Source organism: Shewanella sp. 30m-14 (assembly GCF_052977125.1).
On record NZ_JBRILW010000013.1, the window covers coordinates 21,672 to 44,491 of the forward strand.

General features: G+C 43.8%; 23 protein-coding genes and 1 other RNA gene. 3 read left to right on the top strand and 21 right to left on the bottom strand.

Translation table 11 applies throughout. The features are described 5' to 3' along the window. Positions 1 to 41: 41 nt before the first annotated feature. From ACVBIU_RS11170 to ACVBIU_RS11190, 5 genes are all read right to left on the bottom strand, one after another. Positions 42 to 1,517 (bottom strand): HDOD domain-containing protein, encoded by a 1,476-nt coding sequence (locus tag ACVBIU_RS11170; RefSeq protein ID WP_447163827.1) that lies wholly within the window; start codon positions 1,515 to 1,517, stop codon positions 42 to 44. Positions 1,518 to 1,902: 385 nt separating this feature from the next. Next, entirely contained in the window at positions 1,903 to 3,543 is a 1,641-nt protein-coding gene (gene aceB / locus ACVBIU_RS11175) for a malate synthase A (protein ID WP_447163826.1), read from the bottom strand. Positions 3,544 to 4,945: 1,402 nt separating this feature from the next. Then, positions 4,946 to 6,736, bottom strand: a complete 1,791-nt coding sequence (locus tag ACVBIU_RS11180; RefSeq protein ID WP_447163825.1) for a tetratricopeptide repeat-containing diguanylate cyclase — start codon at positions 6,734 to 6,736, stop codon at positions 4,946 to 4,948. Positions 6,737 to 6,743: 7 nt separating this feature from the next. Next, a complete protein-coding gene (locus tag ACVBIU_RS11185; RefSeq protein ID WP_447161173.1) occupies positions 6,744 to 6,956 on the bottom strand; it encodes a hypothetical protein in 213 nt (70 codons plus the stop codon). A gap of 278 nt (positions 6,957 to 7,234) precedes the next feature. Next, positions 7,235 to 8,041 (bottom strand): SAM-dependent methyltransferase, encoded by an 807-nt coding sequence (locus tag ACVBIU_RS11190; RefSeq protein WP_447161172.1) that lies wholly within the window; start codon positions 8,039 to 8,041, stop codon positions 7,235 to 7,237. Positions 8,042 to 8,507: 466 nt separating this feature from the next. On the opposite strand from ACVBIU_RS11190, the gene ACVBIU_RS11195 reads away from it, so the two are divergent. After that, entirely contained in the window at positions 8,508 to 9,002 is a 495-nt protein-coding gene (locus tag ACVBIU_RS11195) for an outer membrane protein assembly factor BamE (RefSeq protein ID WP_447161171.1), read from the top strand. Between the two features lie 102 nt (positions 9,003 to 9,104). Here ACVBIU_RS11195 and ACVBIU_RS11200 read toward each other — a convergent pair whose 3' ends face one another. Further along, the gene (locus ACVBIU_RS11200) at positions 9,105 to 9,437 is read right to left on the bottom strand and encodes an RnfH family protein (protein ID WP_447161170.1); all 333 of its coding nucleotides are present in this window, start codon (positions 9,435 to 9,437) and stop codon (positions 9,105 to 9,107) included. Next, complete coding sequence (locus tag ACVBIU_RS11205) at positions 9,434 to 9,865, bottom strand: SRPBCC family protein (protein WP_447163824.1); 432 nt, start codon at positions 9,863 to 9,865, stop codon at positions 9,434 to 9,436. The genes ACVBIU_RS11200 and ACVBIU_RS11205 overlap by 4 nt, the downstream gene beginning before the upstream one ends. Before the next feature lie 193 nt (positions 9,866 to 10,058). On the opposite strand from ACVBIU_RS11205, the gene smpB reads away from it, so the two are divergent. Together smpB and ssrA are read left to right on the top strand one after the other, a co-directional pair. Further along, complete coding sequence (gene smpB, locus ACVBIU_RS11210; RefSeq protein WP_012154535.1) at positions 10,059 to 10,553, top strand: SsrA-binding protein SmpB; 495 nt, start codon at positions 10,059 to 10,061, stop codon at positions 10,551 to 10,553. A gap of 110 nt (positions 10,554 to 10,663) precedes the next feature. Further along, positions 10,664 to 11,019, top strand: a transfer-messenger RNA (tmRNA) gene (gene ssrA, locus ACVBIU_RS11215). A 795-nt stretch (positions 11,020 to 11,814) separates the two neighbouring features. Here the strand turns inward: ssrA and ACVBIU_RS11220 are convergent. From ACVBIU_RS11220 to ACVBIU_RS11285, 14 genes are all read right to left on the bottom strand, one after another. Continuing rightward, positions 11,815 to 12,555 (bottom strand): hypothetical protein, encoded by a 741-nt coding sequence (locus ACVBIU_RS11220; RefSeq protein WP_447163823.1) that lies wholly within the window; start codon positions 12,553 to 12,555, stop codon positions 11,815 to 11,817. Positions 12,556 to 12,567: 12 nt separating this feature from the next. Continuing rightward, entirely contained in the window at positions 12,568 to 13,257 is a 690-nt protein-coding gene (locus tag ACVBIU_RS11225) for a hypothetical protein (protein WP_447163822.1), read from the bottom strand. After that, entirely contained in the window at positions 13,257 to 13,754 is a 498-nt protein-coding gene (locus tag ACVBIU_RS11230; RefSeq protein ID WP_447163821.1) for a baseplate complex protein, read from the bottom strand. Before ACVBIU_RS11230 ends, ACVBIU_RS11225 begins: the two co-directional genes overlap by 1 nt. Positions 13,755 to 13,884: 130 nt before the next feature. After that, positions 13,885 to 16,752, bottom strand: coding sequence for a phage tail-collar fiber domain-containing protein (locus ACVBIU_RS11235; protein WP_447163820.1), 2,868 nt, complete (start codon positions 16,750 to 16,752; stop codon positions 13,885 to 13,887). Between the two features lie 9 nt (positions 16,753 to 16,761). Then, positions 16,762 to 17,424: a hypothetical protein gene (locus tag ACVBIU_RS11240; protein ID WP_447163819.1), complete on the bottom strand. Its 663-nt coding sequence runs from the start codon at positions 17,422 to 17,424 to the stop codon at positions 16,762 to 16,764. After that, a complete protein-coding gene (locus tag ACVBIU_RS11245) occupies positions 17,425 to 18,621 on the bottom strand; it encodes a baseplate J/gp47 family protein (protein WP_447163818.1) in 1,197 nt (398 codons plus the stop codon). Continuing rightward, on the bottom strand, positions 18,614 to 18,967 hold the full coding sequence (locus ACVBIU_RS11250; protein WP_447163817.1) for a DUF2590 family protein: 354 nt from the start codon (positions 18,965 to 18,967) through the stop codon (positions 18,614 to 18,616). The genes ACVBIU_RS11245 and ACVBIU_RS11250 overlap by 8 nt, the downstream gene beginning before the upstream one ends. Further along, positions 18,964 to 20,718 (bottom strand): phage tail tape measure protein, encoded by a 1,755-nt coding sequence (locus tag ACVBIU_RS11255; RefSeq protein WP_447163816.1) that lies wholly within the window; start codon positions 20,716 to 20,718, stop codon positions 18,964 to 18,966. The genes ACVBIU_RS11250 and ACVBIU_RS11255 overlap by 4 nt, the downstream gene beginning before the upstream one ends. 44 nt (positions 20,719 to 20,762) lie before the next feature. Continuing rightward, positions 20,763 to 20,900: a DUF6890 family protein gene (locus ACVBIU_RS11260; protein ID WP_447163815.1), complete on the bottom strand. Its 138-nt coding sequence runs from the start codon at positions 20,898 to 20,900 to the stop codon at positions 20,763 to 20,765. Between the two features lie 50 nt (positions 20,901 to 20,950). Continuing rightward, positions 20,951 to 21,214, bottom strand: a complete 264-nt coding sequence (locus ACVBIU_RS11265) for a putative phage tail assembly chaperone (protein WP_447163814.1) — start codon at positions 21,212 to 21,214, stop codon at positions 20,951 to 20,953. Then, positions 21,211 to 21,477: a hypothetical protein gene (locus ACVBIU_RS11270; protein ID WP_447163813.1), complete on the bottom strand. Its 267-nt coding sequence runs from the start codon at positions 21,475 to 21,477 to the stop codon at positions 21,211 to 21,213. The genes ACVBIU_RS11265 and ACVBIU_RS11270 overlap by 4 nt, the downstream gene beginning before the upstream one ends. Beyond that, entirely contained in the window at positions 21,477 to 22,049 is a 573-nt protein-coding gene (locus ACVBIU_RS11275) for a hypothetical protein (RefSeq protein ID WP_447163812.1), read from the bottom strand. The genes ACVBIU_RS11270 and ACVBIU_RS11275 overlap by 1 nt, the downstream gene beginning before the upstream one ends. Positions 22,050 to 22,059: 10 nt before the next feature. Continuing rightward, positions 22,060 to 22,608, bottom strand: a complete 549-nt coding sequence (locus tag ACVBIU_RS11280) for a glycoside hydrolase family 108 protein (RefSeq protein ID WP_447163811.1) — start codon at positions 22,606 to 22,608, stop codon at positions 22,060 to 22,062. Beyond that, positions 22,605 to 22,811: a TraR/DksA C4-type zinc finger protein gene (locus ACVBIU_RS11285; protein ID WP_447163810.1), complete on the bottom strand. Its 207-nt coding sequence runs from the start codon at positions 22,809 to 22,811 to the stop codon at positions 22,605 to 22,607. The genes ACVBIU_RS11280 and ACVBIU_RS11285 overlap by 4 nt, the downstream gene beginning before the upstream one ends. Positions 22,812 to 22,820: the final 9 nt, after the last annotated feature.

A 22,820-nucleotide genomic window follows, 5' to 3' on the forward strand; every position in this document is an offset into this window, starting at 1 on the left:
GCTCCCATATGAGTTATTTCATCTCTATTACTTAATCCCCGTTATTTAATCGAGGCAGAGAAACAGACATTCGCCATATCAACCAAATGGCTAAAACTTGTAAAATCATCTTGGGATAAACGCCGACCGGAACTGTCTCTGTCTGCATAGACCAGACCTATCGCTGTATGGTCCATTATAAGAGGAGCGAGCATAAATCCCGTTGCTGCCGTTATCGCTGAAATGTCACCATCCATAAATAAACGCCATTTAGGCAATCTTGGATTATCAATATACAGTGCCTTCTTTAAAGAAATACAATCTTGAAATACGCTTTTTGTACTGTTCAAAGCAATCGTAAATGAGGCTTTCATTTGTTCACTGCCTTCACCATAAACCATTATAGGCACTAAATTTTTTCGGTTAGGTGTTAACAACAACACACAGCAGCGATCAACACCCACTCCGGTTAAGATCCCTTTTAATGCGATGGAAAGTACTTGATTGAAATCTTGTTTATTTAACGCGCACTGAGTCAATTCACGCAAACACTGCAACTGTCTGTTTGCATCAGCCGCATAAATAACAACTGTTGGCTCAGTATGTTCTAATTCTCCAGATAAGTAAGTTGGATCAGGTAAGTGCTCAACCAAAATCCGCGCGCCATAAGCATCAGCCATGCTTTTGGTCGCCTTATGACAGCGTATGATCCGCCCTTTAAGCTCATCAAGCTCTAGACCTAACATATCAGCAGTTTGCTTTAATCGATTCGACAGCTCAGCCATCGATGGCTGACTCTGACACAATATTTCGCTTAGCTTATTAGCAAGAAAAATACTGCGGATTTCTGGAGTTCGCTCATCGGGCTGACTCAGTGATTTTATCAGTAAACGACCTAAGCCCCAGCTCCGTGCAAGCCCTAAAGATAATTGCTCAAAAGTAGCGCCGAGCACTTCACGCGTGGCTTTATTCATCTCTTGCATAGAATCACAATGGTTAAGCTTATTATCAAGCACTAAGGTTTCTGCGCAGCCCGTACTCCAAAAAGCACTTTCTCCTAAGTGATAAAGCAAAGAGGCAATAAAAACCTCCTCTTGCAGCTCTTCATCATAGTCTTTGAGTAACATTTTGGTTAACATTGCAGCTTGAAATGCTTGTGCCATTAGCTTCAGCATTCTGTTGTAAACGCCCTCAGTAAGCCCTTCAGCCTCTAACAAACTACTGAGTAATTTAGCAGTAATACAGATGTTCTTTATCGTATCAAAACCCAGTACCACAGCGGCACGACTAACAGTGGTAACCTGGCTAATCCCTTTACTGTAGGTCACGCTATTTGCTACTCGCAAAATTCTGGAGGTCAATGCATTATCATGCATAACACTTTTACCCAGAATCGACAAAGAAGACACATCGTCTTTTGCTAGTTTTTCGAGAGTTTTCACCGTAGAGCAAAGCGCAGGCATCTCTTGGTCACTAATACGATTAGTCCAATATTCAACGCCATTAAATCGACTATTTTCTCTATGAGTTGCTTTCAAGTTACTCTCATCTTATGACGACTAGCCATCAACCATGCAAGTGATGCATTGTTCTGATTTCGCCCCTGAAACTCTACATTATCCACTGCGACTATGCGCAATACCTAATGCACAATCACTACGCTTAACACAACAGCTATAAAGCTATTGCTACATTCTATACGTTAATCACTAACAATAAACCTTTACAGTTCATTAACCAACAACACTATTACAAAACGATACTGATTTTAAATAAAAAAAACGACTCCGAAGAGTCGCCAATCACAAGCAGAACACCAGCGAAAAGTGTGGTGTTAATAATTTAAAAACCCGCACTGCACGTAGGAATACAGTGCGGGGGACACAAGCTACAAAATGTAGCCAAACCTTTAGCGCATAAAATTTAAGCCGTCAGTAATTGGTAACCCGGTTCGGTAAGAAAATCGACAAGTTCATCTGAAGTCGTGATGGTTTCGAGCAATACAGCGGCTTGAGTATAACTTCCCTGAGTAAAGCGCTCTGGGCCAACCTCTTCTTTGACATGAGCTAACTCCTCTACCAACATTGTTTGGAATAAACCTTTGGTAACAATAACGCCAGAGCTAAGCGGCTGCTGATGCTTTATCCATTGCCAAATGGAGGTACGAGAAACCTCTGCCGTGGCAGCGTCCTCCATTAACCCATAGATAGGAACGCAGCCATTACCGTTAATCCAGGATTCTATGTATTGTAGTGCGATACGGATGTTAAGACGCATACCCGCTTCAGTCCGCTCCCCCGTTGCAGGCATAAGTAATTCACGGGCATGGATTGGCGCATCGACATCGCGTGTAATATGGAGCTGATTGACGTGATCTTCGCCTATATATTCATTAAAAATAGCCATTGCAGTATCTGCAAGTCCTGGATGTGCAACCCAAGTACCGTCATGACCATTACGTGCCTCAAGTTGCTTATCTTGCTTCACTTTTGCTAATACTTGTTGATTTAATTCAGTATCCTTGGCAGGAATATAGGCCGCCATACCGCCCATAGCTAACGCTCCACGTTTATGGCAGGTCTTTATCAACAAACGCGAATAAGCACTTAGGAATGGCTTGTCCATGGTGACCGACTGTCTATCTGGTAGTATACGATCACTATGATTATTTAAGGTTTTAATGTAGCTAAAGATATAATCCCAACGACCACAATTTAATGCGACGATATTTGAACGAAGTTCATATAGGATCTCATCCATTTCAAATACTGCAGGCAAGGTTTCAATTAAACAGGTGCACTTAATCGTGCCTGGCTGAAGGCAAAAGCGCTCTTCAACAAATGTAAACACGTTAGCCCACCACCTAGCCTCCAGATGACTTTCAAGTTTAGGAATATAAAAGTAAGGCCCACTGCCCTTACTTAATAAAGCACGATAGTTATTGTAAAAATAGATACAAAAATCGAACAGCGCAGCAGGAATGGCGCTCCCCGCAAACTGCACGTGCTTTTCTTGCATATGTAAACCGCGTACTCGACAAATAAGCACGGCGGGATCTTCATTTAATGAGTAATGTTTACCCGTCTCAGCTGCGGTATAACTAATATCCCCGTTAACCGCATCACGCAGGTTTATTTGTCCTTGCACCACTTTTTCCCAGCTTGGAGCAAGTGAGTCTTCAAAGTCAGCCATGAATACTTTAGCGTTTGCATTAAGTGCATTAATGACCAATTTTCTTTCAACAGGGCCGGTAATCTCAACCCGCCGATCTTGTAAGTCGGCAGGAATGCCTCTGATCTGCCAATGTCCTTGACGGATCGCTCGAGTCTGCTCTAAAAAATCTGGCAGCTCGCCTAGATCGATATGCTTTTGCTTGTGCTTTCTGCGAGCAAGCAGTTCAGGGACCTCTGGTGCAAATTGCTTACATAAGGCTTTAAGTAAACACAGCGAGCCCTCTGTTAACACTGTTTCTTGCCCTGCGACAGTTCTACCGTTAATCAACAACTCCTGAGTCGACGATGTCGTTTCTGATTTCGTTTGTGCTGCTGTAAGTTGCTCTGTCATCTTTCATCTCCTAAAACTGTACTCATATTTCTGTAGCAACATCTAAAAGCATTTTTAATCGCATTTTGCTTCCCGCCTCGCAGCTTCTGCTAAAGCCTGTCAGTCCAGAGCATTCAGTTCGAGGCTGTCACTCCATGGCAGTCAGTTCAGAGCAGTCAGTCCAGTCCGGCCCTGTCAGTCAAACTAAGCAGCATGCAATGCTTTAAATGCTTACGCATATGTTGATTTACCACAAAACCTACTGACTAAGCGTACAAGTTGCAAGCTGACACCCGGTCACACAAGTCCTTTACTCAAGCCTACAGCCCATAATTAAAAGACTCAAAGACGCACACCGCAAACCGATTAAATACTTTCAAAGCAATTAGTTATGAATATTTTAAAATCAATTCCATGATAAACTGAACAAGTTGTAAGACAAATTGACCAAGGCAACAAACTAAAAGTAAATCCGTTACAAAGTTTCACTGCGTAACACTATTTTTACACTCAAACATCAATACCTGCAGACTGCAGATTTAAGCTGGCGTTTACTCTCACACAGCGATACACAAATGCAAACCTTTTTAAAACAATGACATATAAGCAGATAACCACCACCACAATTTAAACAACCGTTTAAATCTAACGTTAACGTTTACGGAAGCTGACTGGGCTGCAGCTAACGCAAATTATGACTCGATAAATATTGACTAACATTGAGAAAAACATTGGTTTAAATGCAAAAAAGTTCATTACGTGGCAAAAAACTAAGTTAATTCGTGACGTTAAGCCACGAACTAAGCACTAAATCAAAGCACTAAATCAAAGCACTAAATCAAAGCACTAAATCAAAGCACTAAATCAAAGCACTAAATCAAAACACTAAATCAAAGTACTTGGACTAAGTACTCATGGGGGATTAATTACTCATGGAGCTATGTTGTCGTTATATGGTTAATTTAAATAAGCACGATAAGATTAAATTCTCGACGTTGAGCTAAACGCGACGCAGCAGTTGCCGAGACAGGGACAGAGACAGAGAAAACAAGCTGAAATAGAAACCCAATAGCTAAGCTCAATAACTAAGCTCAATGCGAGTAACTAAGCCAGTAACTAAGCTCAATACTGAAGCGATACACTTAAGTTATGTTGTTCTTAGATTAATCGTTGTGAGTTGAAGTGAAACCAAAGAAATAAAGCATGTTACACCCTTGCTGCCTAACATAAGCTAACGTAAGCTAAGAGTTAATTAACGGTAGAGTAGAGCTAAATGTAGAGTTAAAGCTAGAGCAGAGCTAACTCGAGACTGTTACTAACTCTGGAGTAAAGTTAAACCTAGAGGAAGAGTCTTTGACTCTCCCCCTCCGTAAAAAGAAGCAACTTAGTTTATACCAGCCTATAAGCCAATCATAAATTCAGATTAGCTAAATACAAGAGGGTTATTAGCTTCATCCGTCAGCGCCTCACTTTCAAGTTCAGCAGTATATAATGTCACCCTATTACGACCAGAGTGCTTAGATGCATAAAGGGCTATATCTGCACGTTTTAATAGAGGATCTAAGCTGAGATCTTCAACAGTATTACCCGCAACACCAAAACTGGCGCTAATGTTAAATGCATGCCCAGAGTATTTAGTATCAATCGCGGCAATAGCCTCTTTACAGCGCTCTGCTATCCCCAATGCGACAGTTTCATTTGAGTAAGGTAAAAAAAGTGCAAACTCTTCTCCGCCCATGCGAGTAAAAATATCACTGTCACGGATAAGGGGTTTTACCGCAGACACCACATGTTTTAAGGTCCAGTCTCCTGTCCCGTGGCCGTAACTATCGTTAATATTTTTAAACAGATCTAAGTCAAATACCACTACGGAAAACTCTGTCTGGCGCACACTGACCTGCACGAACTCATTCTCAGCGAAGTCTTGACCCGCTCCGCGATTATAAACACCAGTCAGCCTGTCGGTTAATGCCAGTTTACGATAACGCATTTTCTGTCTGTGGCTATAAATAACGAATAGCGACAAGAAGAAAATACTGCCAATCAACATAGTTACAATCATTAAATTATTGGTTCGATCTGACTGATCTAACTCTTTCTGAGTTTGCAGCAATTCACGCTCTTGATTAAGTAACGCTATCTCACGCGCCAGCTCTCGGTGTTTAAACTTCGCCATCTGATAAGCATTAGCCTTGGCTTTAGTGTCATCGAGCATTAAATTGGTATAGTGTTGATGGGATTCGAGATAGTCATAAGCAAGCTTATATTGCTTTGACGCAACGTAGCGTTGCGATAATACTCTTGCGGCAATCGCTTTATATTCAATATGGCTAGGGTCATCACTTAGACTCATCACCTTATTAGCAAACTCTTCCGCCTGGGAGGCATCACCTAAGCTCAAATAGGTTTGACTAAGTAACGCATTTACATGATTGATTTCAGTTTGAAAATTAAACTCTTGATAACCTTTTAATACTGGCTCTAGCAGATATTTAGCCCTGTTATAATCCTCGCTCTGGAGAGCGACTAAAGCTAAGCCCTTTTGTGACATCAAGCCAATAAGTGGGAACTTTTTTTCTTCACAATAAATTTGACTACTGAGAAATCCCTGTTGCGCTTCGCCTGACCTATTTTCTTTTAAATCAACAACAGCGAGCATCAGCAATGAAAAACAATGTTGACGGACATCATTGATTTTAGCACTTAGTTCAGCAGATTTAGCTGCGAACTCTCTCATATCTTGGTAGGCGTTTAATACCAAGGCTAAGTTAGCCAAGCGAACATAGCTGCTGAGCTTAATTTCAATATCATCATATTTATCAATACGTTGTAAACTGTCCTCCATCAACGTTAATGCTTCAGAATACTGCTTTAAAGCGATGTAATTAGCTGATAATGATTGATGAATTTTACTTTGCAATGCATCTCGAGGGGCTAGCTTCTCAGCATTTTTTAAACTAACTACAGATGCATTATAATTTCCCTGATACGTTAGAAAGACAGCTTGATAGATGTAAACATTAATTTTTTGCTCTCTCGATAAATTGTTCCACTCTCCTATTAATTGAGCAATAAGCTTTTCGGACTTCTGCGATGGAGCACTTATGTTCTTCTCTAACTCCTCAAGAACTTGCTCATAGTCTAAACCCTCTCCATAACTCATATTAGGAAAAAACAGAATTAGTACAGAAAATAAGACTATGAATAATCTCATTTTACAATTACTTTTTATCTACATAAACAAGCAAAAATGATTGAATACCTTTACTGCCAGATAATCCCTTAAGCTTATTTTCATCACCTGAGATCACAGCCTGAATTTCATCATCAGCTAGGCCATTGGCCTTCATCACACCTTGAGGATCTTGCTTATACTCCTCCAGTAACTTAGCGTCTGAACCTAGCTTCTCGAAAAAATTGTTAAACTTAGACATGATTATTCCCTTAAATTAAATGAATATTATTGGTTTATTTTTTTGTTTAGTTACTTTCTTCGCACTTTTTACTTCAGTGACTTTTTTACTTAAGTGACTGTTTACTTCAGTGCTTATTTACCTAGCTACTTAGCTATTTAGCAGCCGAGTTATTTCAGGTTGATACCTAACGGCTCGTTTTACAGCTGCTAGCTTGTAATTGCTGTTTACGACATTAAGCATCTTAAGATGCTTAATCGTCTCAGTCTCAAAACTGCAAGCTCATCACCACAGGGGCATTAACCTAAGTCTTCGGCGGTGATCCCAAGCTTGGCCAATACCTCATGATTAAACTCTAGCTCTCTCGAGGGTGGAATAAGCAAGGTCGTGATAGATGAAAGACGCGCAAACGGCAGTTCTTTCAAGGCTATCTTGTCGATTCTAGGAGTCTGAGTGGGTAAGTTAGGGGCCTCATATAGCACGATTTCATGCTCTAGAGGGTACCACTCGTTAAGTTGCTCTACTAACACCTGTAACCTGTCTGATGAAGTATGAAACTCAGTTAAGGTATGCTCGCCAGCGATGCCAATTTGCCATAGCAGTAAGTGCGTTGTCGGATCTGGCGTATGCTTGTAAAACATAAATTGGCTGGCTTCGAAACTTTGATGACCCGAGGCGCCAGGATCAATACCCACATCGGCCCATAAACAGGCCTCGGCCGAAATACCCGGCTCCATTTGCGCTGGATAACCCTCTTCTCTTGCCTGAGTAATCGCAAAATGCGATACACAAGCGAAAACGCCCGGATGACCATATAGCGCACAAACAACTCTTTTGCCTAAGCGCACCTGCTCTAAAATGGCTGCCACCATCTGTTCATAAGTATCTCGGCGGTTTTTAACTTCACCTTCTTGAGCGTAATAAGGCTGAAGACTGCGCACGTCTTGGTTGAGAGACTCAAGCCAATGCTGTGCAAATCCGTCTGGCACCAGAGAAAACACCACATCAGCATGCTCTATGTAGCTTTTACTCAGTACGCTAATTTGTCCGGCCAAGTTCAAACCCGTGCCGACACAAACCAAAGTTCCTTTTTCTTTTGCTGTCATTTACTCAATTGCCTGTTATTACGATTATTATTGTTGTTTTGCTGCAAAAAACTAAGCTGCGCAAATAGATTACAAAACCACGTTAATTTAGCATAACAATTGCGTAACTTAAACACAAAATAGGTCAATACATTTAATCGACAATAAAATGGTTTTACCTTTCTAGTTAAACCATTTTTCAACCGCGATATAAAGTGAATAATTTGATAGTATCCAATTGAATTTCATACTGTAAGAGTCATCCTGGCATTACAATAGCAATAGCGTCATTTTTAACAAATTAGTGCGATAGATGAACTATTTGCCGTTTGTCGACTCAATATACCCACAATGCTGAGATTAATGTTAAATCCTTTAATTAAAGTAAAGAATTCCGCCCCAAGCACGCCTTGCAGTAATACTCCTTGTCATAAGGGTGACTGCTTGGGTATTATGACCGACAGATTTTGATGAAGTAGCGCATTCAATGACAATTAAAAAGAAAAGTCTTACCCTTTTGGGCGCTGCTGCGCTCTCGTTATCACTTAGTGCTTGTAGTGTTTTTGACTGGTTGATCTATAAACCTGATATCCCTCAGGGTAACTATATGGAAAAGCAGCAAGTTGAAAAGTTACGAATCGATATGACTAAAGAGCAGGTTGAATACGTGCTTGGTCGTCCCGTTTTACGAGACAGTTTCTCAGATGATACTTGGTATTATGTCTACCACTATAAGAGTGGCCGTGACGCCAGCATTATCCATAAAGAACTCATCCTTAACTTTAATGGCGATAAGCTAACTGAAGTGAAAGGTGATTATGAGCTTAGCCCTGACTTTGGTGTCCCACTTGAAGAAAGTAAGTTACCAGAGATCAACACCCCAGAAGGTGATCCTTTGATCCCAGAGCAGCGCCCTCAAGCTAAACCTCTGATCGAAGAGGAACAAACACAACCTGAGACACTCTCAGAAAAGTTTGAATAATTAGTCCTGGCATCAATACAAAAATGGCGACTCCCGTTTGGGCGTCGCCATTTTTGTATCCGTCATTAATAGCCGTTATTCATTAAAGCAATTTCAGGGGCATTAAAGCTTACTACCCGTAATCTTATTAATTCGGCCATCTTCTTTCGCTTTTTCTGCACGTTTACGACGCACATCCTTAGGATCGGCAATTAATGGCCGGTAAATCTCAACGCGTTGACCGGGTTGTAGCACTTCATCATGCTTAACTAAGCGGCTAAAAATCCCCAATTTTACCGTTTCAAGATCAATATCAGGAAAGTAACGCTGCATATCACTTAACTTGACCGCATCGATACAGGTCGTTCCGGCTGGAACCTGAACCTTAATCAGCTTTTGCTGCTTGGGTAGCGCATAAATAACTTCAACCAAAAATGATGTTTGTTCAGTACTCATTTGTATATCACCTTCGCGCGGCTCGTAAATGCAGCTACCATGGATCCCATCAACTCTTTAAAAACCTTGCCAAAGGCCATATCGACAATTGGGCTAGAGAATTCAAACTGCAACTCGAAATTTACCTTGCAGGCATCTTCAGTAAGCTCAGTAAACGTCCACTCACCAACGAGTTCTTTAAAAGGACCGTTTTCTAATTGTAATTGAATACTTTTACCAGCAACAACTTGATTGCGAGTAGTGAAGGTTTTACTGATCCCCGCTTTTGCCACATCAACCGACGCCAGCATCGTTTTGCCGTCAAACTCTATCACCTTACCACCGACACATCCGGGCAAGAACTCTTTATATGACTCAACATCATTGACTAAGTCATACATCTGCATCGCGCTGAAGCGAACTAATACACTGCGTGAAATTTGCGGCATTGAAGATTGCTACTCAGTAATTAAAAACCAAAGGTCGATTTTAACATGAACACAAAAAAACGCATCTTTGATACTCAAGAGTGATATTAAGCGACTAAAAAGCAAACAAACTCACCGCTGATAACAACAAAACATCGAATAAATCCACTTGCCCAATTCCATATTTGCTAAGCCTGAGTATAATGTGTCTCCTATGGCTAAGAAAAACGCAAAAAATTCAAAGAACAGTTCAGCTTCAATCGCACGTAATAAACGCGCAACCTTCGACTATAAGTTTGAAGAGAAGCTAGAAGCAGGCCTATCCCTCATGGGATGGGAAGTTAAGTCTATTCGTATGGGCAAGGTCAACTTGTCCGAAAGCTACGTCTTTTTAAGAGAAGGCGAGGCTTACCTTTTTGGTTGCACCATCGCACCACTTAATACCGCCTCTTCTCATGTAGTGTGTGATCCTTTGCGCTCACGTAAGCTACTACTTAAACGTAAAGAGCTTGATAAGCTGCAAGGGCTAGTTGACCGTAAAGGTTACTCAATTGTTCCAATCTCTATGTATTGGCAGAAAGGCGCTTGGGTTAAAATTGAGATTGGCCTAGGTAAAGGTAAGAAAGAACACGACAAGCGCGACGATACTAAAGATCGCGAATGGCAAATTGAAAAGGCTCGTACCATAAAGAAGGCGGTACAGCAGTAATTTCAACAACGTACCTAATGAATAACGTACGTATAACGAACAATCGGTTGTAAATGCGATTTTTATGCTTGGTAAAACAAGCTAGGTCGCGTTACAATCACATTGTACTTGGGGGCGATTCTGGATTCGACAAGATTCTCGAAACCCTGGGAGCATGCCGAGGGGCGGTTGGCCTCGTAAAAAGCCGCACCGTTATAGTTGCAAACGACTCTAACTACTCTCTAGCAGCTTAGGCTAGCTAGCCATCTTGCTCACGTTTATCAAATGGGCAGAGTAATAAGATGGTCACCTTTACATTTGATAGCGAGGGAACCACGTTCAGGGGTGAACCGCGAAACAGTACTGAACTCGCCAATTACAATCCTGTCTTTCGGAGTGTACTTGGTTAACCAAAAGAGAGACTAAGCATGTAGCGCCTTGGATGTAGGCTTTTTGGACGCGGGTTCGAGCCCCGCCGCCTCCACCAATACTTAAGAAAGGTCAACCTTAACCGGTTGGCCTTTTTTTCTGCCTGTTTTCAGCCACTTGCGGTATGTTTACTTGATGATTGGTGACGTCTTTTACTCAATTAACTGTTTATCAATAATGGCGACAAATAGCCAAGTGGCGACAAAGTGGCGACAGCCAAATTAAAGTGGCGACATTGGCGGCACTGATTTACCCGCTTTTTTCATTTCAGTTTTATTTTTATCTAACTTAATGTTTTTATTGTGTTTGATCACCTTTCTATTTTTTAGCCTTTCTCATTAAAACCCCACGGAATCCAGCGAAAACCCAGCATTCATGCGGCTTTCACGATTTCTTAGCCTCTCAAAGCGCCTGTATGGAACTGTAAAACAGTGAAATAAACCGCGATCATTTCAGATCTTCGATCCATTAAAAGCCCTAGGAATGGCGCAGGCTGCGCCTATGAACTGCAATAATCTAAAACTGAAATTAAAAAATTATACAAAGCGCGCAGGAGGGGAGGAAGAGTGCGGATTTCGTGGCGCGGATTCTCTGCGGCGTTGGTTTCCGTGGGTGAAACTGGGTGCTTGTATCTGGGCACGGGTTCGAGCCCCACGACAGGAACCGAACCCGTATCGATGGTTTTGCGGTCATTGAACAACATCGAGCATAGATAGAATTGCCTTTGCTGCAGGCAATAGAAAGCCCAGCGCTATGGCTGGGCTTATTGGTTCAGTCGATGACGTTATGCGTTAAGTTAGCTGCGCTATCCGTTAAGTTGTTAACCTTATCCGTGATGTAATGCGTTAAGCCATTACTTGGTGATTGGGTCTAGTCTTCCCTTTTGGTTATTGGCCTGCGTTGCTTGGGCGCTAAACTCACTGGCTTTGTCTGGTACTGGGCTACTGCCATGCTTATGGCTTGCACATGTTGTTGCTAGTACTTTTACCGTTGCCATTAATTCTGATAGTAACTTCAGTACGTTTTCATTATCGCTACCTAACCATGTCTTTGGGCTGCGGTGGTCTTGTTCTTCACGGGCAATCACTTTACGTGTTTGGCACTGCAGATCGGCAACTTTGCCGATTATGTCAGTTAGTGACTCGTCGGTCTTGTTCTCGAAGTTGCCCTTGTCATCAATATGCTGATACACCCCGTCACGCACTTGGTTACGGGTTTCACCTGCTTTGATGGCTGGCAAGTCCCAGCCTAGTGGTAATACGGTTCTGATAAATGGTTTGTCCGGTCTGCCGTATGCAAAGCCGATTTCAACAATTGAGCCGATAGCCGGAGGCTCTAACCGCCCAGCTTTGTCGCCTGCTCCTGGTAATGGTAATGGCACGGCTTGCAGTGGTTTGGATTTGGTGGCGCTGCCGTTTTCATCTAGCAGCTGCACGTCAACGGCATAGCGTGGATAGAATGCATCACTACCGCGTTCTCCATCTTCTTTTGGTAATTCAGGCAGTGCGACCACTTTTGCCCAGCGTGGCAAATGCAGGCCTGATGTTAACTCAGGGAATAACCGCCGCACGATACGTTTAATTACTGTTTCCACTTTATCAGCTCCTTACCAACTGATGATCATTTCAGTTTGCTTGAACTCGACTGATTTAATACGCTCATTGTTAGCGGTGACATTTGGGCGCACCATTGGCGCCGCTGGCATGGTTGCCGTTCTGCCTGCTTGATGGTTGGTCATTAAGGCATTGGGGATCACAACCGGCTTATTGTGCCAGTATGAATCTTGATAACTGCCAATGTAGATTTGACCATTGCCTTGTTGTTGCCAGATAAAGTCTGGGATTTGATAAGCGCGGCCAATGTTATCTAAGATTTCATAGCCCGAACCATCGCAATAAAAACACGGTATCGATGCGTTAGTGTAGGTTTTATCTGGTACTACAAAACTTAAGCCTGTTTGCGCGCTGACTTCATCAAGCACTTGGCGCATGGTTGGGTGACGCAACATTACGCTTAAGTTAAACGCTAGTGATGCGGCCAATTCACGACAAAACAAGGTATACCAGCCATTAACGGCTGGCATAACTCTTTCAACGTAACCGATAAACACCCGATCAACCATTTCGCCCCAGCCTAAATCAAGCGCCACTTTATCCAAGCGATTCACTTTGGTATTGACGGTGATTTGGCAAGTACCTGGGGAGTCACTTTTTAACACTAGCCAATGGTCTTTTAGTTCCACAGGATTGGTGTTAACCGTGGCACGGGCAATAAAGCGAGCGTTCGGCTTATTCATTAGGTTCTCAACTCACCAAAATTTTCAGTTAGCAGTTTATCTAGTGAAGCGTATTGCACACCGGACTGTTCAACTTCACCACCTTGTTGGTTGGCGGTTGCTTGTGGCAAGCGTTGCTCCTTTTTCTCTGGCACTGAGCGATATTCACTTAAGGTAAAGTTAACGCGCCATTGCCTTGTGGTTTGCTGCTCAACTGCATCAATTTTGCTGGCAAAGCGCACTTGCTTAATGCCAAGCGCACTCGCGGTGTGATTGCTTATGCGGTAGATCATTCTTGCACCTGCCTCGGTCGCCTCGGCCATATTGAACAAGTCTGATAAGTGCGCAGCTTCAGTAAAAGGAATGAAGCCGGCCACACTTAGCATTTTGGCCTTAGCGCCCGTTTCGGCGCTGTCGGTGCTTGAGCTCTGGCCGCTAGCGTCTTCACTGGCGAGTTCTTGACTCGCCGTGATCTGCATAGCTTTGAGTTTAAGTGCTGTAGAGTTTAGGGTTAGCATATATTCCTATTTATTTAAATCTGACCAATCAACTATATTTTCCCGCAACATTCCGAAGATCTTTGCGACTGCTATCAGAAGGAGCGAGACGTTGATAAATACCATTCGCTTATGTTCCAATCTCTGAGCTTTAGAGGCTTTGGTTAAGTATTATGTTGTGCTCTGATATTCTATCCATTCCAAGTGTGAAAGGTGTGTAATTTGCTCCATCTTTAAACACATTTGCTATTGACCTGAACGGTCTTTGAGCAGGTCTAAATGTTAAGTTCCCATCTGCACATTGATTATTTATAAGTTTTATATCCCAATTTGGATTAGAAAAACTTGATGGTGATTCGATTGTATCTGGTCCTGCCCAGTCAACTTCAGCGTCTTCCATCGACCAGAGATTGCCGACAACTGTCCCTGTATCTCTAAATGAGAACAGTTGACCAGCCGAGTTAGCTCCAGACCATTTACCTCCCCTAATCTTAAAATCTAACGCTCGAACCCTAGTATTTGTCCTGAATCCGAGGTCAACAGCCAAAACGTCTAAAAAATGCAGTTTAGTTATGTTGTCTGTAAATATGATATTAGTTGTAGAGCACTCTACATTCCCACGATTGAACGTTATTCTCCCCCCCCCTAAATCAGAAGAAGATCGAATCTTGGTGCTAGAGTTCTCGATATTGATCTCATCATCATCTAAATCAGGCTCAAAAAGAAAAACCGTATCTGCAGACTTTATAGCTGAATCTCTTATTACTGCAGGTTTGGTTATGGTAAATGTTTTCCCTAATCTTCTAGACCAGTTATTTAGCTGTAACCTCCCGTCCACAACTTCTGTGTCGTAAAGCTTCAGATTTTCAACGATTAAATCAACATTATTCAATACTGCATAATTTGTCTCGCAGTCGTAAAGATGTAGATTCTCCACATTTGCTCTTGCTCTAATATCACTGCCTATATGATTTCTAACAGTGATATTTTTAGCACTTTCACCGAATGTTGGTCCAGAACCAGCAAACCCCAAAAAACCTCTAGTTCGAATGTAGTCTAGGTTGTGCTCATAAGCTCCATGTGTAACAAATTCACCGCTTAAGGTATTTTCACCGCCGCAGTCTTCCGTCTTACAAAATGCAGCTGTAGTAAAATCTGATATGTGTCTTGTTGACTTTCCTGTCAATTTTTCTGAATCGCACCTAACTGCATTGTTCCACTGAACAAAATACCCCTTCCCGCCAGATGTTTTAGACGGTGTATCTAGATAACCTTTTCTAACTGAGCAGTCAGAAGTGTAATGCCCGAAAACCACCGGATTGCGGGTGCTCTTAGCGTTGATGTTTAAAACATGGCAATTAGATGCAAATTGCAAAACGACCCCTGAAATATCCTCATCGTCAGATCCGTTCGTTTGGTCCTCGATATTAAAGTTTTTTATCTCAACGTTTTTGCGAGCTAAAACCTCTGTATATCTAAATGTTGGATTAATTAATGTGTACCCGAGAAAATAATCCGCCCGAATCCTGTTATTGTCTACTTGATCCAAGCTAGGCTTTATCAGGTATCCAATGTGCGCGTTTGGCAAAGAACCGGCTGATATTTTGACGAACTCTGTGTCAGGAACTTTTGATCCGACTGAAATAGGGAATCTGTCTGTCCCCTTTTTCCAATCACCAGTAGATACACTATCTAGTTCACTCCCAAGAGTTCCACGAACCTCAAAAATACCTCTGTCTCTTCCCATGTTATTAATGGGGGGCGCTATACCTTTCCATCGAATTAATGCGCCGTTGCCGTCTATTGTACTGTTGTCTTTTACGTCGATTGGTTTTGTGATCAAATATATGTCGTCTTTGCCACCAATTATGTTAACAGGTTTAGAACATAATTCTATAAATGCGTCTGAATCATCAGTGATGCCGCCACCTGTAATCCCGTTAGCTCTAAGGTTTACAGGATTTTCCTGTCTGAGCTTGAATGATATTTGCGGGTTACCAACTGACTGAACATTATTAAATGGGTTTGAATTCTCCGGCAACGCAAAGACTATATCCCAAACACTCTTACCTCCGCCGCCAAAATTCCTTTCATTAATTTCTACGGATGTTCCAACTTCGCTTTCGTGGATTCTAGCTGATACTAATTCACTTAATGTTTTAAATAACTTTCTGCCCGAAATCTTTTTTTTGCGAAAGTCCTCAACATCATCAGCCGCATTAACTACCGCAAGCTTAAACACGTAATGCTTTACACCTTGCACATCAATGTAATCGTCCATTTCGCCATTAGTGACGGTAAAGGCAACTTGTGGCGTCCAAACACTATTAGCGGTACCGCTAAACCACGCATCTACGTACACAAACTGTGGGTATGATTGCAGGGTTAAAATGTGCTCTTGTTTAAGTTCGATGCGTAGGCCAGATACATAACCCACACCTGGCAATACGCTAAAGCTATTGGCCGTTGCGCGTGGTACCACTTTAAAGCCGTCTTCAATAAACCAATCTTTGCCGTTCATGTCAGCGGCAAGCTGTTGCGTTAGCTTATCCATGCCGCCTAAACGGGCGGTAAAATCTAGCTGCCACGTTTCTGGCGCTACGTTAATACCAGTGAGATCGGCAATACCTGAATACTCAATACCAAAATTACGGTTTAGAGTATTACCAGCCACGCCCGGCTCGGTGATGGTTTTTACCGTTGCTGGAATATGGTTAATTGCCACCAAGGTTTGGTTAACTGACGAATACAAACCTACCCAGTTAAATTCAAACGGGCCAGTAAGGCTATCAAGCACGGTGGAGTAGACCACCACGTTATCGTTAATGCGGCCAACCTGCTGCACAATTTGCTCATGCACCTTATGTTCGGTAGGTATGCCCTCTTCGCGGTTAATTGGCGCCGTTGGGTCTTGGTTTGGTACGTTGGCAAAAATAAAGGTGTCAATATCTAGCTGCTCATTAGCTTGTGCTTTAGCTGCAAAGAGTTTTTCACCTGCGATTGTAATAACTGAAGCCATGTTGTTTCCTTATCTCTTACTAATGAGCTGTTTTTGAACGGTCGATTTATTTGCAACCGTAAAGTGTGATTCGTTATCCATTAGCGCTAATCCAAGCGCTGGGCGCATGTCATCGCTTAGGCTGGCAATTCCGGTTAAGCTGTCTAAAGCAAAGTCTGACGGTGGCGCAACAAGTGGCATGCTTGCAATGGTGTCAAACTGGTAACGTCTGGTTGTACGGCCATACTGACGACAAATATTGTCAATTAACCCCGCCCTTTCGGCTAAGTCGCTATCTAGTAGCTGCAAACTCACCACATCCCAATCGGTTTCACTCACTCGTTCGTCAATGGTGATCCATGGTGTGCCGAGCTTTTCAAACATGTAATACCAGCCCTCTTTACTCCCTGCGCCTTTGGCAAATTTAAGGGCGAACTTTACTCGCGTTCTATAAAGCTGCTCGGTTTCACCTGGTATTTGTTCAATATCTCGTTCCCACGCTAACAAATGCACTAAGGCTAATTCGGCGGTCATGGGGTCGAGTTGCTTAGACGGGAACGCTAGCAAGTCGGCAAAGCGTTGCCAAAACAACACTGCACCTTGGCGTAGTTTGTCTATCTCGCTAGCTGGCCGCGCTAACCAGTACGGCATTTTGGTTAGGCTGTGCCAATTGATTTTGTCTAGTCGCATCATTTATGCATTACCGTTATCAATGGTTAACTCGCCAATACGCGGCACATCGTTACCGCTGGTAATATCCATTTGGTGCCAGTTCAATGACTCAAGCCCTGCAAACTCTTTATGTAATTCTTGGCCTAAGCGGCTAAAGCTAAAGCGGCTAGCGGGTTCGGTTCGCGTGGCGTTGTAGTTGCTGTTTTCGCGAAATGCGCAGCGTATGTAATCTTCAATACCTGCAAGCAATGCGCTAACTTCATCGGCTAGCAACGCGGGTTCCGGGTACACGGTTACACCAATATTTGTGATCACCGCAGGCATGGCCATAACCTGCAGATCATCGCCATGGCCATGAAAGCCCTTTTGCATCACGTACTCGTTTAAGTCATCAATCAGTGCGCTTGATGGCTCACCCGTATCAAGCAAAATAAAGGCGTTCGCGGTACCTGGACCACGCGGCGCATCATGTTCAAAAAACAAGTTGTCTGCGTTAAGGCCTGCGCGTTCGGTTAGCATGGCGCGATAAACCGCATCGATATGCCAAGGCGCAGCTGCTGTAAATGCGTTACGGGTACGTAGCTTTAAATCTTCATTGCTTTCAGCATCGGCGCCCAGTACATCAATCCAATCTGCTTCATTGGTAACACTGCCAATGCCGGTGACTGACTCTGGCAAAATATGGTAATAACCTGCGCCAAGGTTATAAGCCGCACCTGCGTGTTCTGCTATAACGGGTACCAACACACTGGCGGCATTCTCGGCTAAGATCACATCGTCAATGGTTAACACGCGATACACCACGCCATTAATGGCATCGGTTTGTATTACGGTACCAGCGCTAATCAATAGGCTTGGGCCACTGCTGGCCGCTCGTAGAAACTTAATTTTGCCCTTGGTAAATTCGGTCTGCTTACGGGTTAAATCATGCTCCCACGCTTTGGCCTCAATAAAGGCGTCATCGGTGGCGGTTTGTAAAAACAAGTTAGGTAAGATTTTTTCAACCAATACCTTGTTTACAATCCACGTGGCAGGCTTTGCCACTATGGCGGTGATCAAGCGCCAAAATGGTGAGAACGGCGCATCGTTAGCAACAATACAACCCGCCTCTTCAACGTCTTGCTTAAATAACGCTTTCCAGCCGTCTTCCGTGGTTGGAATGCCTGCATCTTCAACTATTTTTTTAAAGTTAATGTCAGACACTATTTTTTCAGACATAGCTCTCTCCGTCTGTGCCAGTAGTAATCGCCGTACTTAACGGACCAAAATTAATCGTGTCGGCAAACACCCACCATTGACCTGCTTTTACTTGTTCCACTTTTACCGTGCCCGGCATAATGCGTAAGTCATCTTCAACCAATAACGTAATGCGGGTTTGGGTGTCAGCTGTTACGCCTGTGCCTCTGTCGCTCACTAATAAATTGGCAAGACCAGATTCAATAATCGCGTGCACAATGTCTTGGGCTATAACCGCGCGATCAGTTAAATAAGTTGGGTTTAATCCGGCATCTAACACCAGATCACCATGTTGAATATGCAAATCACGAAACAGGCAGTCACTCATCCGTGCATCTCCACATAATTCATAAAGTTGTCGTCGCCCTTAGCTGGGTACACGTTAACCGTGCCCACACTGGTTGATTTACTCTGGTTAGCCGTTGATAGGTTTTGAGTAATACCGCCGCGTTCTACACGGGCTTGCACTGGCGCTATTGCCGCCACACTTGGCATGCTTGAACTCGACATTGATGCATCTATATCAACACCTGGTATTAAATTCAGCTTGTCGATAATCCACGCCATGGTGTCGCTAAATACACTTTTAACGCCTGCCCACACATTGGCAAAAATACCGCTAATGGCTTTAACCCAGCCCCAATCAGACATAGTGGCTTTTAAGTCGTCCCAGTAATAAACCAAGGCGCCCACTGCCGCGATGGCGAGGGCGACACCCGCAACGATTAAGCCAATAGGGTTAGCATACATGGCAATATTCACTGCCAGCATTACCCCGCGCAGCGTGGCCAAGCCCGAAGTGAGCGCAGCATTAATGCCAGCCCAAGCCATCGTGCTTACACCATAAGCGGTCATTGCCATTTTTGCGGCGCCCATCATCACAGTAAAGGCACCACCTGCAATCACTAATCCCGTAAAGGCGATAGCGGTATAGCCAATATATTTAGTTAAATTAGGGAATGTTTCGGTAAACCAGATCACGTCGCTGCCCATATCGGCAATCCAGCCAACAAAGCTATTAAATGCAGGCAGTACGGCGCTGCCTAGCGCTGCGCGGATAACGTACCAACTCTGGCTTAAGCGTTCGCTTTGGTCGGTCATGGCTGCGGCCATCTCTTCGGCCTTGCCCATGCCTTTAACTTTGCCAAGCGTATTGATTGAGTCGCCAAGGCCGTTAATGTCGGCCATTAATAACTTAACAGTGGCAACCGCTTCTTGTGAGCCAAAGGCTTTGGCCAATGCATCGCCCTCGGCCACATCTAAGGTGTCGCCATACTTCCCTTTAATTTGGTTGAGAATATCGACCATCGGCAACATGGCGCCTTGGGAGTCGGTAAAGCTTAGGTTTAGCGCATCTTGGGCTTTACCTACACCCGCTAAAAACGCTTTATATTTAGTACCCGCTTCACTACCCGACATAGTTGATTGTAAGCTACCTAAAATCGCCATCTGCTCATGCATGGCAATGCCTGCACTTGTCGCTTCTGCGCCTATGCTGGTAAAGGCGCTCGACATCTCCGAACCTGTGGTTTTAAATGCCTGTACTGCGGTGGCGGTCATGCCTGTAACTTGGGCAACCCACTCACTTTTGCCCATGTCATTGGCTTGATTTTTGAAGATACCAAACATGGTACCCATGTAATTGGTAATGGTGGCGGCATCGGCTTTGGTGGCCGTTGCCAACACGTTACTTGATAAGGTAAACGCAGATAAATCGGCGTCACTTAGCCCTGCAATAGCTGACTGAATATCGTAGCTAGAGCTGACAAACTCAGTGGCAGATTTACCGTATTTAAGTGCGTATTCGTAAGAGGTATCGCTTAACTGTTTAAGCGCAGAGTCACGCACCCCAAGCGATTTCACTTCACCTAGCACGCGGTCCATTTCAATGGCTGGCATAAGAGCACTTTGCAACGCCATACCTGCCGCCGCCATGCCACCCACGCCAGTTGCCATTTGCATGGTACCTGCTTGATAGTTATCAGCTAGACCATTAAATTGCTGGCTAATCTTGGCGATCGGCTTAGTGATTTGGTCTATCAGTCCAACGGTGAACATTAACGGCTTAGGTAAGCTCATACTGCCTCTTTTAAAGAACCGCTGATGGCTCTTTCTCTCTATTCCTACTTACCACCGAACGCCTTACAAACGGCGTTGGTGACGATGGCTTCTAAATCTTCGCGCTTTCTACCATTTAGCCAAAGCGCGCTTGCAATACTGATTTCGCTGTCATCTTCATGCGGCAGCAAGTGCCGCCGCATAATGAGCATTTGCTCAAACTGGTTGTTGCTTATGGCATCAACCAGCGCATCTATTTTTTTACGGCAATCTCAATTGATGGCGCGAACTGCTGGGTGAGTAAACCTGCGATTTGCATCGATGCACCTGGTGAATTTTCTAAAATGCTGCGCAGCTGCTCTTTGTGGTCGCTATCTACTGCGCGCATCACTAGGTTGTGGGCTGGCGCCACTTTGTTATCTGGCATGATGTCGTTCAGATAAGCGTTATAGTCGTCAGTGGTCATGGTAAAGCTAATGTCACTGGCTGCGATGGTTAATACGATTGCCTTTTTCATACTGAATCCTTGTTTTTTCTGTTGTTAAAAAAGTCTTTTAAGTTACTAAATCCGGCTTCCATCTGGCGCTCAATGCGGTCACCGAGGGCTTTAACATCGTCCTTGGTTGCATAGGTTTCTGCCACATGGGTTTTGTGTTCGCTCAATTCTTTGGCGGTGTTCTTTTGGCTGTTAACTAAACTAGCTATCAGCGGCACGAATATGGCGACCACGATACTAATTACCGTTAGCGCAAGGCGTAACCAATCAATTGTTTCTGTCATTAGCTGCCTCGCTTTGCAAAGAGTGAAACTATCTGGCCAATCCCCGACTCAGGCGGCGTATTGGATACGGCTTGGTACTTCTGCTGTTTTTCTTTGGTGCGCATACCAAAGTACGAACGCAGCAAGGCAGTAGGGGTGCCCAATATGGCAACCACTAATACCCAGTTATTACCAATGGCCGACACGATGGCCGCATCACCGTTAAACATGGCCACGGCAAGAAAGGAGATCAGCACGATGACCGAGAACGCCACGATTTTTGCCATCATCATGGCAATAGCTGGTCGTGTTGATTGCCCCGTTTTATCGACATCGCCCAAGGCTTGGATCACCTTGGTGTGCTCTTGCGCGGCAACAATTTCAACATCAAACTCTTTGGTTAACACTTCGGCTTGCACGCTGGCAGGCAATTGGGCAACGGCTTGCTGAATATCACTGCCCGTGGCTTTATCACCAAGCTGTTTGTCATCCGGTAAAAACGCATTAACCGCAGTTAAGATGGCATTACCACCGGGGATCACATCAGCCAAAATGGAAGTGCCGACTTTGCCTAATACGCTGAGTAAATTCATGCGCTGCCCCTTATAAATGCACGACACGTTGCAGCCAGCCAAATTGGTACTTCTCTTGGCTTTCATCTTTCACTGCAATGTTGATACAAAAACTAATTCGCATACCGCGCACCGCTTCAATCAGTACCTTTAAACCGTTTTGCTTACGATGCTCTACATACTTATTAAGCGCATATAGCGAACGACTACCGACAATGCCATCGGCCACTAAGTCTGGATAAAGTGTTTGGCGGTTATTCAACACGTTAAGCACTTGCTGCAAACATTTGCCAGCGCGGTTCACACCTGAGTTAACCCCAAAGTCAAACAGCTGCTCTGTGAGTGTTTCGCTAATGCGGCAAATGTCATCAAGTTTTAATGGTGTCCAGTAGCGGTCTTGATAAATCTTGAACGCTAACTCATAAGGCAAGTCACGCATTGCGCCTTGATAACCATTTTCACGCGCAACACTTAACGTGATGCCATACATGGTTTCACCACCGCGATCAGCTGGGTCGTTAACGTACCCGCCCTCGCGTTCGATCAACTCTTCAATCAATCTGTTCTTTAAGTTGCTCATCGCTTTTGCTCACTTAACGTTTGGCAGTCAATACACAGCTGCACGCCTTTTACTGCTTGGCGGCGTGGCTCGGGAATATCCTCGCCACACTCAATACAATGACTAGCACTTACCGTTGCCACGAGCTGCGAGCTTGCGCGGCCTGCTAAATATTGGTTTAGGGCTCGCGCTTGCACTCTTACTGACTCGTCGCCTTCATCCATGCTAATTCA